The organism is Candidatus Tisiphia endosymbiont of Sialis lutaria (genome assembly GCF_964026535.1).
Lineage (GTDB): Bacteria > Pseudomonadota > Alphaproteobacteria > Rickettsiales > Rickettsiaceae > Tisiphia.
In genome coordinates this window covers 891554-905529 of sequence record NZ_OZ032153.1, presented here as the reverse complement: position 1 = coordinate 905529, position 13976 = coordinate 891554, and the positions used below count along the sequence as shown (strand labels likewise).

Annotated in this window: 13 protein-coding genes and 1 tRNA gene; 10 read left to right on the top strand and 4 right to left on the bottom strand. The window is 32.2% G+C overall.

The window, feature by feature from the left end; genetic code table 11:
• Window positions 1–40: 40 nt before the first annotated feature.
• Together hemC and AAGD20_RS04425 are read right to left on the bottom strand one after the other, a co-directional pair.
• On the bottom strand, window positions 41–952 hold the full coding sequence (gene hemC / locus AAGD20_RS04430; RefSeq protein WP_341748619.1) for a hydroxymethylbilane synthase: 912 nt from the start codon (window positions 950–952) through the stop codon (window positions 41–43).
• Between the two features lie 13 nt (window positions 953–965).
• Entirely contained in the window at window positions 966–3452 is a 2487-nt protein-coding gene (locus tag AAGD20_RS04425) for a valine--tRNA ligase (RefSeq protein WP_341748618.1), read from the bottom strand.
• 45 nt (window positions 3453–3497) lie between these two features.
• Here AAGD20_RS04425 and ubiA point away from each other — a divergent pair, with 45 nt between their 5' ends.
• Window positions 3498–4355, top strand: coding sequence for a 4-hydroxybenzoate octaprenyltransferase (gene ubiA / locus AAGD20_RS04420; RefSeq protein WP_192866912.1), 858 nt, complete (start codon window positions 3498–3500; stop codon window positions 4353–4355).
• A 252-nt stretch (window positions 4356–4607) separates the two neighbouring features.
• On the opposite strand, the gene AAGD20_RS04415 is transcribed toward ubiA, so the two are convergent.
• Complete coding sequence (locus AAGD20_RS04415) at window positions 4608–5018, bottom strand: DUF2660 domain-containing protein (protein ID WP_094648810.1); 411 nt, start codon at window positions 5016–5018, stop codon at window positions 4608–4610.
• Window positions 5019–5083: 65 nt separating this feature from the next.
• Window positions 5084–5209 carry a type B 50S ribosomal protein L36 gene (ykgO, locus tag AAGD20_RS04410; protein ID WP_094648811.1) on the bottom strand — a complete coding sequence of 42 codons (126 nt, stop codon included), beginning with the start codon at window positions 5207–5209 and terminating at the stop codon, window positions 5084–5086.
• A 180-nt stretch (window positions 5210–5389) separates the two neighbouring features.
• On the opposite strand from ykgO, the gene AAGD20_RS04405 reads away from it, so the two are divergent.
• From AAGD20_RS04405 to tig, 9 genes are all read left to right on the top strand, one after another.
• Window positions 5390–5527, top strand: a complete 138-nt coding sequence (locus AAGD20_RS04405; RefSeq protein ID WP_157905644.1) for a hypothetical protein — start codon at window positions 5390–5392, stop codon at window positions 5525–5527.
• 48 nt (window positions 5528–5575) lie between these two features.
• Window positions 5576–6673 carry a hypothetical protein gene (locus AAGD20_RS04400; protein WP_341748617.1) on the top strand — a complete coding sequence of 366 codons (1098 nt, stop codon included), beginning with the start codon at window positions 5576–5578 and terminating at the stop codon, window positions 6671–6673.
• Between the two features lie 100 nt (window positions 6674–6773).
• Window positions 6774–8015, top strand: coding sequence for an AmpG family muropeptide MFS transporter (locus AAGD20_RS04395; protein ID WP_341748616.1), 1242 nt, complete (start codon window positions 6774–6776; stop codon window positions 8013–8015).
• 676 nt (window positions 8016–8691) lie between these two features.
• Window positions 8692–9327, top strand: coding sequence for an epoxyqueuosine reductase QueH (locus AAGD20_RS04390; protein WP_341748615.1), 636 nt, complete (start codon window positions 8692–8694; stop codon window positions 9325–9327).
• 320 nt (window positions 9328–9647) lie between these two features.
• On the top strand, window positions 9648–10589 hold the full coding sequence (locus AAGD20_RS04385) for a TAXI family TRAP transporter solute-binding subunit (RefSeq protein WP_341748614.1): 942 nt from the start codon (window positions 9648–9650) through the stop codon (window positions 10587–10589).
• A gap of 164 nt (window positions 10590–10753) precedes the next feature.
• Window positions 10754–11182, top strand: a complete 429-nt coding sequence (locus tag AAGD20_RS04380; RefSeq protein ID WP_341748613.1) for a universal stress protein — start codon at window positions 10754–10756, stop codon at window positions 11180–11182.
• Window positions 11183–11189: 7 nt separating this feature from the next.
• The gene (gene dapE, locus AAGD20_RS04375) at window positions 11190–12449 is read left to right on the top strand and encodes a succinyl-diaminopimelate desuccinylase (protein WP_341748612.1); all 1260 of its coding nucleotides are present in this window, start codon (window positions 11190–11192) and stop codon (window positions 12447–12449) included.
• Window positions 12450–12470: 21 nt separating this feature from the next.
• Window positions 12471–12555 (top strand) — tRNA-Leu (locus AAGD20_RS04370).
• An 88-nt stretch (window positions 12556–12643) separates the two neighbouring features.
• Window positions 12644–13975 carry a trigger factor gene (tig, locus tag AAGD20_RS04365; protein ID WP_341748611.1) on the top strand — a complete coding sequence of 444 codons (1332 nt, stop codon included), beginning with the start codon at window positions 12644–12646 and terminating at the stop codon, window positions 13973–13975.
• Window position 13976 lies beyond the last annotated feature (1 nt).

The window sequence follows — 13976 nt, the reverse complement described above, 5'->3', positions numbered from 1 at the left end:
CACGATAGGTGCTTATTCAGCACTAATTAAGGTTAATTGACTATATCATATTCTTGGCAGCTTTTATGCCAGAATTTTTAGCATCTTTTGAATCGGAAGTTTCGCTATGAAAAACTATTTTACTGCCATCAAAATTGGCAAGCATAAACTCCGTATGAATAACCTTATCACGTATACTTAAATCATTTGAGTATACGTATGTTGAATAAGCAGCTATAGGGGTTTTACAATCTGCATCTAGATATTCTAAAAATGCTCTTCCCGCCTTCATTAGTTCCCATGTTTCAAGATGGTTAATTTTATTACATATCTCCTGCATTTTGTTATCATTTTTTCTTATCTCTACCGCTATAACTCCCTGCCCTACAGATGGCAACATCTCTTTTATATCTATTAAGTGGCAATATTTTTCATCAAATAGCCCCAATCTTTTCAAACCACTATAAGCGAGAATGGTCGCATCAACATCACCTTGCATTAATTTTTTTATTCTTGAATCAACATTTCCTCTAAAAGTAACAATTTGTAAATCAGGTCTTTTTCTTTGTATTAGGATTTTTCTACGTACTGAGGATGTACCAACTATACTGGCAAAAGGCAATTCTTCTATTGATTTATAGTTCAAGCAGACAAATACGTCTCGTGCATCTTCTCTCTCAAGTACAGCACATATCATCAATTCTGACGGTAATTTACAAGGTACATCTTTAAAGGAATGTACAGCTAAATCAATTTCTTCATTTATAAGAGCAGCTTCTATTTCTTTTAAAAACAAAGCCTTCCCACCTATATCATACAGATTTTTATCCTTAATCAAATCGCCAGAGGTAACTATTGGGACTATTTCATAATTTATCTGTGGATAATGAATTTTAATTTGGTCAATTACTAAACCTGTCTGAATCAAAGCCAGAGTACTTCTTCTTGTACCTATTTTTATTACCTTCTTCATCGATGATTTATTGTCAGTATATTATATTAACTACAACTTCATCATTCTTTAAAACTTGATTTGTTGATGAAAATTCCTCAACAAATTCTATTTTATGAGAAGATGTAACATTTTTAAGGTCTATCGTTAAGTCATTAGGAAGTTTTTCTCCTATAATTTCTAGTACCTTAATATTAGCTTTAACTGACAAATTCTTTTCTGCTTTAGCTTTTCTAACCAAATCTAGTATTTTAATAAGCCTATCAGGCTGAATTTGATCTACCGGGAAAGAAAAATTTTTGATTTGAGACCAATTACCTCGACTATGGATAGATTTTGTACTATATAATATTTGCCAAATTTCTTCTGTTATATGCGGTAAGAAAGGAGCTAATAATTTGAGTAAAATTTTTATCGAATAATATAAAGTGATTATAGCACTATACTGCCCTCTATTGTCTGAGCCATCCATGTTATAAGCTCGGGTCTTAGTGATTTCAAGATAATTATCACAAAATACTGACCAAAAAAACTTTTCTATTGACTCCATAGCATCGGTATATTCATAATTATGCATATCTGATTCAACTTTATCTACTAACTCAACTAGTTTTACTATTAACCATTGGTCAAACTTGTGACAAATTTTGCTTTCTATATCAGGAATCTGGACATTTTTATCTAATGGATCTAATTTGTCAAAATGAATAGCCGCAAATTTGCAAGCATTCCATAATTTATTAACAAGTCTCTTCCCATTTTTCATTACCTCTTCAGAGTAAACAGTATCAGCTCCAAGCCTAGATTTAGAAGTCCAATAACGCATTACATCAGCCCCATATTGCTCAAGTAATTTTTGTGGTACAATAATATTCCCTTTAGATTTTGACATTTTGCTACGATCGAATGCCAGGCACCACCCACTAATCATAATGTTTTTCCAAGGTAGGGTATTTTCATGCAATTGGGCTTTAAGTACTGTGTAAAAAGCCCAGGTTCTAATAATTTCATGAGCTTGCGGACGCAAATCAGCTGGAAATAATTTGTGGTGACGCTCAGCATCTACGTTAAACTTTTCAGATATACCGTGACTACTTAATTGCGGTGAGATTGCACTAGTAGCCCAAGTATCCATAACATCATAATCTGGCTCTACCTCTTCTCGCGAATAGCCAATTGGCAAATCTTTGGTTGGGTCTACTGGCAGTTGTGTTATATCTGGAAATATAGCTTTGCCTACTTCTCCAACTCGTTTAGAATACCAAACAGGGAATGGCACGCCAAAATAGCGTTGACGACTTATACACCAATCCCATGATAAACCATTTATCCAGTTCTCAAGCCTAATTTTCATATTTTTGGGGTGCCAATTAATTTCATTCGCTCGTTGCATTAAAACATCTTTATGTTTTATCGTGTGAACAAACCATTGCGGTATGGTAAGTATCTCTAGTGGAGCCCCTGAACGTTCAGCACATTTTACTGTTTGAGTGATTTCTACTTGTTTAACTAATAAATTTTTCTCTTTTAAGATTTCTATAATTTTACTTCTAGCATCTTTTATTTTTAAGCCATTTATCTGATTATAAGAAGATGAATTTGATAATTCGTCTGATAAATCTATGATACCTTTTTTATCTATAATAATTTTTATAGGTAAATTATGAACTCTCCACCAAGTTATGTCGGTTACGTCACCAAAAGTACAACACATAACAAGCCCGGTTCCTTTATCTATTTGAACTAAATCATCTGCTAAAATAGGTACTTTAACATCAAATAGCGGTGTTATGGCAAATTGACCTTGCAAATGTTTGTATCTATCATCATTTGGGTTATAAAATACCGCAACGCAAGCTGGTAACAATTCTGGTCTAGTAGTAGCAATAATAATCCTCTCGCCCTTACTGGTCTGAAAAATTACATCATTCATCATTGAAGTTTTTTCTTGGTCTTCGATATCAGCTTGTGCTAAAGCCGTTTGATCAACTGGATCCCACAATATTGGTTGATTATTGCGGTAAACTTCTCCTTTATTTACTAAGTCTAAAAATGACATTTGTGACATTTTTCGTGATAATGGATTAATTGTCTGATATTCCAAAGTCCAATCAACCGATAAAGCCATTTGATTAAATAATGAACGAAATTTTTCTTCTTCAGAAATAACAACTTCTTTACATATTTCAACAAATTGCTCTCTTGCCATATTTGTTGCTTTTATCTGCTTTTGCTTTTCAACTAAACGTTCGGTAGGTAAACCATTATCATCAAAACCGATTGGATAAAAAATATTTTTACCTAGCATCTGTTTGAAACGAACCATGAAATCAGCCTGGGTATAACTATAAACATGTCCTATATGCAGTTGCCCTGAGACTGTTGGTGGTGGAGTATCTACTACAAAACTATTTTCCCTTGTTTCATTTTTATCCCAAAGATAAATTTTTTGTTCTTGCCAAAATTTTTGCCATTTTCTTTCGCTTTCACTAAAGCTATAATCTTTTGGAAATTCCGTCATAATAAGACTATTATAATTAAATTAAACCAAGATATATCATAATTAATAGTAATGCCAAATAAATTTTTCCTAAGTCTCAGTTTAATGAGGCTGCAAAATCCTACTGGATATCTGTTAGTATTCTTCTCAGCATGCTTTGGGGTACTTCTTACCAATATTACAATATATAATTTAGTAAAATTATTACTATTATTCTTTATCGGAAGTGTCGTTACCAGAGGAGCTGGTAGCGTTCTTAACGATATTTTTGACAAAGATTTTGATAAATATGTGTTACGAACAAAAAATAGACCTTTGGCTAATGGCTCATTGAAAGTAAGTGACGCGATGATTTTGTTAATTATATTATCAATTATTTCCTTAGCCATTTTATTATCATTAAATAAAACAGCCATTTACTTAGGGTTTTTCTCCTGCATCATGATCATTTTATATCCACTAATGAAGAGAATTACTTTTTTTCCACAAATATTTCTGGGGCTAACATTTAACGGAGTCTTGATTGGTAATAGTGCAGTAATCGATAAAATATCACTAGAAGCTGTTATTATGTATATTGCCTGCTGTTTTTGGACTATCGGTTATGACATTATTTATGGCTTTATGGACATAGAGTACGATAAAAAGATTAATCTCAAATCAATGCCATTATTTTTAGAAAAGAAAAACTATAAACTGCATCTATATGTTTATTATACCATTTTCATAATATTATTCATAATTGCTAAAATTATAGCAGCTCATCACCTTAACTATATAGCTATCCTTTGTGCTTATATGATGCTGATTTGGCAGGTAATAACATTAGAAATTTCAGACCCACAAAACTGTCTTACTAGATTTAAAAATAACAATTATGTCGGTTTGATTTTGCTCTTAGGTTCGTTAGACTTAGCTATGTGAGTGTTTACGGTTTTTTTTCTTATGATGAATAAAAAATCTGATCGCCAAGCGTCATTGTGCATAAGCATCAGTTTAAGAAAACAATAATTGAGAAACCGTCATTGCTTCGTCGACCTTACGGTCTCCTCGCAATGACGGTTGTGAGGTTAAATTGCTTCTAGGAGGTTGCCTGCGATAACTAATAGGAATCTTGTACTTTAACTTTTTTCTCTGAACGCTCACAATTAATCTTGCTGTCAAAATTACCGATGCTTATTTACCCAAAGATTTCTGGGACTGAGAATGGGCTTGTTGTTCAATATTTGCAGCTCTTGATGTAACTTGTTGCTTAATACCAAGGTCTACTACATGCTCATACTTCATACCGTTATTTAACAATGTGTGACCAAGATGATTTACTAATTCTACATCCTCTTTAGAAAATTTATTAACAATTGATTCTGTAATTTCATATAAGAACTTCCACGATAGCTCAACCTTTTCTTTTAGAGTTAGCTTCTTGGTATTATCTGCTTTATTAAATGGTGCATTAAGCTCTTGTGCATTATTAGTATCCTTGATAAGCATACTAACAGACGCATTTTTGCTCTTCTTATAAACAAAGAATATAATAAATACTACAAGTAGACCTACTGCAACGATTATCAAATTAGTATTTTGCATAAGATCCTCCATCTAAAATTAAATCTTAGAAATTTAATCAACAACGTATGAAATTTCTAAATTATCTAACCTTGCTTAGCTTTAAACCTTTTAATTTTCTTGTTTATTACAAGAATTTTACCTTTTCTTTTTACAACCTGGCAATCTTTATCTCTTTTCTTTAGAGATTTTAACGAACTTACAACTTTCATATAAAATTTATCCTTTGATATTATTTAACAAAAACTTTAAAAGTGATAAATCAATTTTTAAAATTTTGCTAGCTTAAATTAGAACTCTTGCATAACCTAAAAATAATTGAGGAATTTTTAGGAAAAACGAAGTCGAGTACCGCAGCGTACTAAGATGTACGTGAGGAACGGAGACGAGTTTTGACAACAAAATTACCAATTAGATTAGGTTATGCAAGAACTCTATTAAAAACAGCAATAGTACTACCTTCCTCAATTTTGTCAACAAAATTTTTCATAGAAGCTGTTTATGTTTATGGTAAGAATCTTGACAAGTAATGATATTCTTTTGATAATGGCTCCTTTTCTAATTATAAAAGGTAGATTGTGATAAAAAGAATAATTTTTGCTATTATAATAAATTATATTATTTGTTTATCTTCCTATGCTGAACAGGTTCTTCATACAGTATGGGGTGATTCTATAGTTAATGATCCGATAATAGAGGAATTAATACAAAGTAAAGCTATGCAAAGAATAAAAGAAATTGATCAATCTGGCCCACCCCCTTATTTGGAATTAATGCCATTTTTTAGTCGCTATGATCATAGTATAGGAGTATTTGTTTTATTACAAAAAGCAGGAGTGTCAAAAATTGAACAAATAGCCGGCTTGTTACATGATGTTTCTCATACTGTTTTTTCTCATTTAGGAGATAATTTATTTTATCAACCAAATAGCAGACATTCTTATCAAGATACTATCCATTTATGGTTTCTAAAGAAAATGGATATTGAAAAAATTATCAGTAAATATAACATTTCTATTAGTGAACTAGACCCTGATAATCCCAAATACATAGCATTAGAATCCCCCTTGCCTTCACTTTGTGCAGATCGAATACAATATAATATTCACACAGGCGTTATTCTTAACAAAATTTCAGAAATTGAAGCAAAGGAAATGGTCGAAAATTTACAATTTAAACATAATATATGGTTCTTTACAGATCCTGTGCTTGCTAAACAATTTGCTATGCTTTCTTTAGATTTTACTTGGGAATTTTGGGGTAGCGAATGGAATGCTGTAGTATATGACTGCTTCGTTAAGATATTAAAACGTGCTGTAGATATAAATCTTATTACTAAAGATGAATTACATTTTGGTATAGATAAGCAAGTTTTAACAAAGCTTCAAATGAGTAAAGATGTTAAGTTACGAAAATTATTTAAGGAATATTCTCATAAAGTTAAAACATTTTCAATAGTGGAATTTGGCAAAGGGCAAATAAACATTAAACCAAAATTTAGAGGTATAGACCCTACAGTATATTATGATGGAAAATATCAACTATTATCAAAGATAGATAAAATTTTTAATCATAAGTTTAATCTGGTTAAAGAGTGGTGCCAAAAAGGTTATGGAATTAGTTATAGTAATAAGGCTCCTAATAAGATAGTCCTACCTTATAAACGGGTAGGATAGGTTTATCAGCTAAATCCTATTCCGGTTAGTTATAGAATCTAACTTAACTTGTATAGGAAAATTATTATTGTATTATAGTTTTTTCTTATTAGATATTTATATGTTAACTCCTTCAAAATTGTTCATTATTTGGTTGTTTGGTTTAACTAGCGGATTTACCTTAATGATTACAGGCAATACCTTAAACTATTGGCTTGCTAAAGAAAATATTGATTTACAATCTATTGGAATGTTTGCTGTTATCGTAATACCTTATTCTATCAATTTTTTATGGGCTCCTATTTTTGATACTGTAAAGTTAGGTTGGTTAAGTAAGCTACTTGGTCATAGATTATCTTGGATTTGTCTGATTCAAATTTTGTTGGCATTGGCTATTTTTCTTTTAAGCACCATGGATCCTAATCATAGTCTAATATTGTTTGCACTGGTAGGATTGATAATATCATTTTTAAGTTCAGCTAAAGATACTGTCTTAGGAGCATTTAGAACTGAAATTATTGCCAAAGAATCTCAAGGGGCAGCTTCTGGAATTTATATTTTTGGCTATCGTATCGGTATGCTAATATCAGGTTCCGGTGCTATTTATCTATCAAGCTACTTGGGATGGAATAATGTATATAAAATCTTTGCCATTTCTGTACTTGTTTGCTCTGCTATTTTAGTTGTGAGTATCTTACGATTAAAGCATGACTTAATTTCCCAAACTTATCAGGATTATAAGGTAAATAGTTCAAACTTTATACAAAATATCTTGAGACCTGTAGTATCTTTTTATTTAATCTTTTTAATAATAATCTTCCTTATTTTATATAGATTACCAGATAATTTTATTGGTATGATGATTAATCCTTTTCTGATACATATTGGTTATAACGAATTTGAAATAGCTAGTGCAGGGAAATTTTTCGGCATAATATCTGCAATAATTGGTGGGCTAATAGCTAGCTCAGTGATGAGAAAAAAGAATATCTTGGATAGCTTGCTGATATTTGGAGTAATTCATGCCATAGCACATACCTTATTTATTCTGCAAGAGATTTATGGTAAAAATCTACCCTTATTCTTTATTACGACAGGTTTTGAGAGTATAACTGGTGGAATGACTATGACAGCCTACATTGCTTTTATTGCTTCAATTTGTCAAGGTAAATTTCGTGCTACACAATATTCGTTTTTCACTTCTATGATGGGATTTTCACGATCGATTTTTCCAGCTCTTTCAGGATATATTGTTGTACAATTCGGATGGCAAAACTTTTTTACATTTATTATTATCACAACAATCCCCTCCCTCCTTCTGCTACTAAAAATCAGCTCATTACTAAAAGTAAAAATGAAGTGAATGATCTATAGTCAATTGATGAGAAGTTAGTGACGTTGTCCATAGCAATTACCTTTTTTATAAAAACGTCATTGCGAGGGGGCATAAGCCTACGAAGCAATTCAGTGACCCAAAATGGATTGCCACGACCACTATGTGGTCTCGCAATGACAGATAACGTCATTGCGAGGGGCGTAAGCCACAACTGTTGAAAGTTAGAAGAGGAAGCGGTTTTAGACCGAATAGTTTAAAAGTCGTATGTGGTCAACGTCATTGCGAGAAAGACCGCAGGTCGACGAAGCAATCCATAAAAGTAACCAAAGATGGATTGCCACGACCACTACGTGGTCTCGCAATGACAGAAAAGCTATCTAAAACCCGCTTTACCTTCTAACTTTCAACAGTTGTGGGGCGTAAGCCTACGAAGCAATCTATTTTTATCGCTTTTTGGATTGCTTCAATGCCACTAAAGTGGCTCTGAGCCATAACGCTTAGGCTAAATACTAATTGGATTTATAACGTTACCAATTCAAGTTAATTCACTATATTCAATAATTAGTAACAAAATTATTGTTAATAAAAAATAATAATTTATTATGCGTTTTTCTACAAACAATGCAATATCTTATTATTGAATTGTTGTGCGATAATATCGTATGTTATTTTAAAATTTTATAAAGAAAATTAGTAACTAATTATGAATGAAATCCTATCAGTACCAAATGGTGAAAATAAAGTTCTATTACATTCCTGTTGTGCTCCATGTTCAGGAGAACTTATGGAGAAAATGTTGATGTCTGGTATTGACTTAACTATTTTTTTCTACAATCCCAATATTCATCCTAAAAAAGAGTATGAAATCCGTAAAAATGAGAATATTCGTTTTGCTGAAAAAATGGGTATCAATTTTATTGATGCAGATTACGACGTACAAAATTGGTTTGCGAGAAGCAAAGGTATGGAATGGGAACCAGAAAGAGGCAAACGTTGTTCTATGTGTTTTGATATGCGTTTTGAACGCACAGCCCTTTATGCCTATGAGAATGATTTTAAAGTTATTACCAGCTCTCTTGGCATTTCCCGCTGGAAAGACATGAATCAAATTAATGAATCAGGCATTAAAGCTGCCTCTCATTACGATGGAATAACTTACTGGACTTATAATTGGCGAAAATCAGGCGGGAGTAGTAGAATGTACGAAATAGCTAAACGTGAGAATTTTTATAAGCAAGAATATTGTGGCTGTATCTACTCACTAAGGGACAGCAATAATTGGCGTAAGTCAAATAACCGGGCTGAAATTGAAATTGGAGAAGAATATTATAAGGAATAGGAGTTTTTTATATATGCACTGTAACAATTATCTTGATTATCGATAGTAGTAGGGGTAGTTTATAGCTAAGTCTATCTATTAGCGAGAAGTAGTTTTGCTGCGACGAAGCAAAGCCCCTCAGACGTCATTGCGAGGAAGACCGTAGGTCAACGAAGCAATCCATAAAAGCAATAAAAAATGGATTGCTGCGACCTACTTGCGTGGTCTCGCAATGACGTTGAGACATTGCTTCGTTGCTGATAGGGTAAAGAATATTATTTTTTTAATTATTTATCTTAAAAAGTATTAGTGGTCAATTAGTTATAGTGTATATTATATTTATGAACAATTTTAGAGTTTTATTGGTAGTTTTTTGTCTGTTTTGTACTAATAATTGTGTCTTAGCTTCGCAAAAAACAATAAGAATTGGTTCTGGTTCGATTTTGAAAGGTTATTACTCTATCGGATTGGATTTGTGTAGAACCATGACTTTAGCTGATAAAACTGTAAATTGTGAAGTAGTACCTACCAATGGAGGTGTTGAAAATTTAAATTTGCTAAGAGAAGGTAAGATAGATTTAGCTTTGGTGCAATCCAATATAGCATTGGAAGCGTTTGAAGCTGTTGGGCATTATGCCAATACAGAGAAAATGCAAGAAATGCGTCAGGTGCTTAATTTATATGACGAGCTTTTTACTGTTTTAGTAAAAAGTCAGGATAAGGATAAGATAAAAGGCTTTTCAGATATTGAAGGGAAGAGAATATCAAATGGTTTGTCATTGTCTAGTAATACCATTACTTACGATGCTATCAGGAAGTTATATAATTTTACCAAAGAGCCAATAGATTGCGATGAAATGAGTTACGAAGAGTCAATAAAACAATTTTGTAATGGTAAAATTGATGTGATGATTATGACGGTAGGTCATCCTAATGCTTTAGTAGGATTTACGGCTAATAGTTGTGGGATTGATTTTATACCTATGGAAAATGATAAAATTGAACAATTACTAGCCACTAATAAAGCTTTTCATAAGGGATTGCTGGATAAAAGATTATATCCTGGAATCACTGCAGATTTGAATACAGTGGCAGTAACGGCAATTTTAGTTACTAACAGTAGTATGGATGCTAAATTATTGGATAAATTTATTGGTATGTTTCATAAAAATGTAAAACATTTTAAACATTCTAATTATATGTTATATAATATCGATATTAATCATTTTGCTGATACTAATAACTTTATTTTGCCAAAACATTCAGCAGTCAGAAATAGATAAATCTAAAACACGTCATTGCGAGCGAACGTATGTGAGCGAAGTAATCCATTTTTAGTCACTTTCTGGATTGCTTCGTCGACCTTACGGTTTCCTCGCAATAACGTCGTAGGTAATCTAAAAGCGTAAAATAAATAAATAGATAAATATCGGAGTAGTTGTTAATTGTGTTTAAAAATATAATAATACCATTAGATTTGTCGGATAAACAATCGGTTAAGGCAATATTACCAAAGGCTTTAAGTTTTGCTACTATCTTTAATGCCAAATTACATTTTCTTTATATCATTTCGGATTTTGGTATGAAAATGGTCGAGGATTATTTGCCTAAAAACTGGGCAAAAGACCAAAAAGAAAAATATCGGGTACAGGTAACAGAGCTAATTAGGCAATATGTGCCTGAGGAGATCGAAGTTGAATTACATATTGGTCGAGGGGCGGTCTATGATGAAATAATACAATATGCTAATGAAGTGAAAGCTGATTTAATTATTATTTCAGCAGTACGACCACAGCTTAGAGATTATATGCTAGGTCCTAATGCGTCGAAAATTGTGCGGCATTCTGGGGTGTCTGTTTTGGTTGTCCGAGAATAGTTGGAATATGTATATACAACTTCTTGAAAAATTGATTAGTTTTCAATCAGTAACGCCTAATAGTAGCGGTTGTATTGAATATATTAGTAATTTATTAGAAAAAAATGGTTTTAAGACTGAAACCAAAATATTTGGTGAAGATAATTATAAAGTAACCAACCTTTATGCTGTTTATGGTACTGCCCGTCCTAATATTTGTTTTGCTGGACATGTTGATGTTGTGCCAGCAGGTGATAGAGCATTATGGCTTAATGATCCTTTTATAGCAAGTAAAGTGGGTGAGAAGATTTATGGTAGGGGAACTGTCGATATGAAGGGAGCGATAGCATGTTTTTTGGCTGCTAGCTTGCAGTTCATTGAATGTGTTAAAGTTCCTAATGGTTCAATTAGTTTTCTAATTACTAGTGATGAGGAAGGAAGTGGCAAATATGGCACTGTAGAAATGCTAAAATATTTGCATCGAGATCTAGTCAATTCAGGAGAATTTGGGGCTAAGAGCGATGGAGCGACGCCTATAAGTAATAGGCGAGCGACAAGTGATAACGTCCCCAACTTCTCATCAATTGACTATGATAATAATTTGATCGATCTTGCTATTGTAGGCGAACCAACAAATGAACAGCAAGTAGGGGATACCGTAAAAATTGGTCGACGTGGAAGTATTAACTTTAACTTAGCTCTATATGGTACAGCTGGGCATGTAGCATATCCATTACAAGCCAATAATCCGATTCATCCTTTAGTTCAAATACTTAATGAATTGATTAATTATCGATTAGATGAAGGGAGTAAATTTTTTCAACAGTCAAATTTAGAAATTACTTCTATTGATGTAGGCAATGATATAACTAATGTAATAGCAGGGAAAGTTACAGCAAAGTTTAATATTCGTTTTAATGACGCTCATTCGTCATCTAGCATAACAGATTTGATAGAGCAGATAGTTACCAAATATTGTGCTAAATACCAATTTAAATATGAATTAAGTAGTGTATCTTCAGCTAATTGTTTTATTCAAGAACCAACAGGGTTAATTGCTGATTTTGTTCAAGTAGTATCTGATACAACTCAAATATCTACAAAATTATCTACTAGTGGTGGTACTTCTGATGCGAGGTTTATCAAAAATTATTGTCCTGTTGTAGAATTTGGTTTATTATCTGATACAGCACATAAAATTAATGAATATACAAAAGTTAGAGATTTACAAAGCTTATATCATGTGTATTATAATGCTCTGACAAAATTTCTAGCTAAGACTAGTTGATAAATAGTCAAGATACACTATGCGGGTGTGACGGAATTGGCAGACGTACTAGATTTAGGTTCTAGCGCCGCAAGGCGTGGGGGTTCAAGTCCCTCCATCCGCACCACAAATAAATAAGCAAAAATTGCAGTGATTGGTTTAGCAATTCTTCAAGTTTTTGCATGATATTTTAATATTGCTAATGAGTTTTTAGTATGCAAGTCACAGAACTTAAAAATGAAGGTCTAGATTTTGAAGTGAAAGTTGTCCTTCCTTCTTCTAAAATTGCCAATAAAGTGCAAAAAGAATTAGATAGTTTATCAAAAAAAGTTAAACTTAATGGATTCCGTGCTGGAAAAGTGCCGATCAACATTGTTAATCAAAAATATAGGCAGTCTGTTAGGTCTGATGTGGTAAGCCATGAAATTAATCACGCAGTACAGCATATTATAAAAGATCATAAACTAAAAACAGTAGGTAATCCTCAATTAGAAGATTTATGTGATAAAGATAATGAGGATCTAGAATTTACTCTAAAATTTGAGCTACTACCTGATGTTGAATTACCAGATTTTAAAAAAATTAAAGTTATTTATCCAAAATTAGTAGTTGAGGAAGAGGATATTAATAAGCAAATAGATAAACTTGCATCTATGTCAAAAAATTATACTAAAGAAAATAAAGGGAAAGTAGAAAAATGGCAGGAAGTTACTATTGATGCGATTGGTTATGTCAATAATGAGCCTTTTGAAGGTGGTAAAGTTACAGATTACAAATTAGTAATTGGTAGTGGAACTTTTATTGATGGGTTTGAAGATCAGCTTATTGGTAGTAAAGCTGGAGATGAGGTAGAGGTTAATGTTACATTCCCAAAAGAATATCATATGGAACAAATTGCAGGTCAGCCTGCTAAATTTATTGTTCAGGTAAAGGCGGTACATTCTGCTGATGAAATATTCGTTGATGATGAGTTTGCTAAGAAATTTAATTGTAAGACAGTTGAAGAATTGCGTACTAATATTTCTAAAAGTATAGCAGATGAATATAGGGAGAATATACATACTTTAATGAAGATGAGATTATTTGATCAATTAGAAGAGATATTAACGTTTAATGTTCCCAAATCTTTAATAGCCCAGGAAGTAAATACTTTAAAATCTCAAATGGAGAAAAGTAACGACTCAGATTCAATATTTAAAGATAAATCAGAAGCAGAAATTAATGAGTACTATAATAAGCTAGCCTTACGTCGTGTTAGAGTAGGTTTGATGTTATCCGAATATATGCAAGTTAAGAATTTACGTATTGAACAGGATGATATTAAAAATGCTATTATAGCTCAAGCAAGGAGATTTCCAGGTCAAGAAAAAGCAATATTAAAGTTCTATCAAGAAAACCCTCGATCTATTGAACACTTAAAAGGTCCATTATTAGAAGAAAAAACAGTACAACATATTTTTGACAATGAAGTAATCTTAGAAGAAAAAGATTACACAAGAGAAAAGCTGGAGGAATTTTTAACACAAGAAGAAGATCGGGTGGTATAGC

What these genes read in the sequence shown, in the direction of transcription:
- ykgO (WP_094648811.1), bottom strand. Translation starts at nt 5,209, where the DNA reads ATGAAAGTTGTAAGTTCGTTAAAATCTCTAAAGAAAAGAGATAAAGAT.
- tig (WP_341748611.1), top strand. Translation starts at nt 12,644, where the DNA reads ATGCAAGTCACAGAACTTAAAAATGAAGGTCTAGATTTTGAAGTGAAA.
- AAGD20_RS04425 (WP_341748618.1), bottom strand. Translation starts at nt 3,452, where the DNA reads ATGACGGAATTTCCAAAAGATTATAGCTTTAGTGAAAGCGAAAGAAAA.
- AAGD20_RS04390 (WP_341748615.1), top strand. Translation starts at nt 8,692, where the DNA reads ATGAATGAAATCCTATCAGTACCAAATGGTGAAAATAAAGTTCTATTA.
- AAGD20_RS04395 (WP_341748616.1), top strand. Translation starts at nt 6,774, where the DNA reads ATGTTAACTCCTTCAAAATTGTTCATTATTTGGTTGTTTGGTTTAACT.
- AAGD20_RS04385 (WP_341748614.1), top strand. Translation starts at nt 9,648, where the DNA reads ATGAACAATTTTAGAGTTTTATTGGTAGTTTTTTGTCTGTTTTGTACT.
- dapE (WP_341748612.1), top strand. Translation starts at nt 11,190, where the DNA reads ATGTATATACAACTTCTTGAAAAATTGATTAGTTTTCAATCAGTAACG.
- AAGD20_RS04415 (WP_094648810.1), bottom strand. Translation starts at nt 5,018, where the DNA reads ATGCAAAATACTAATTTGATAATCGTTGCAGTAGGTCTACTTGTAGTA.
- hemC (WP_341748619.1), bottom strand. Translation starts at nt 952, where the DNA reads ATGAAGAAGGTAATAAAAATAGGTACAAGAAGAAGTACTCTGGCTTTG.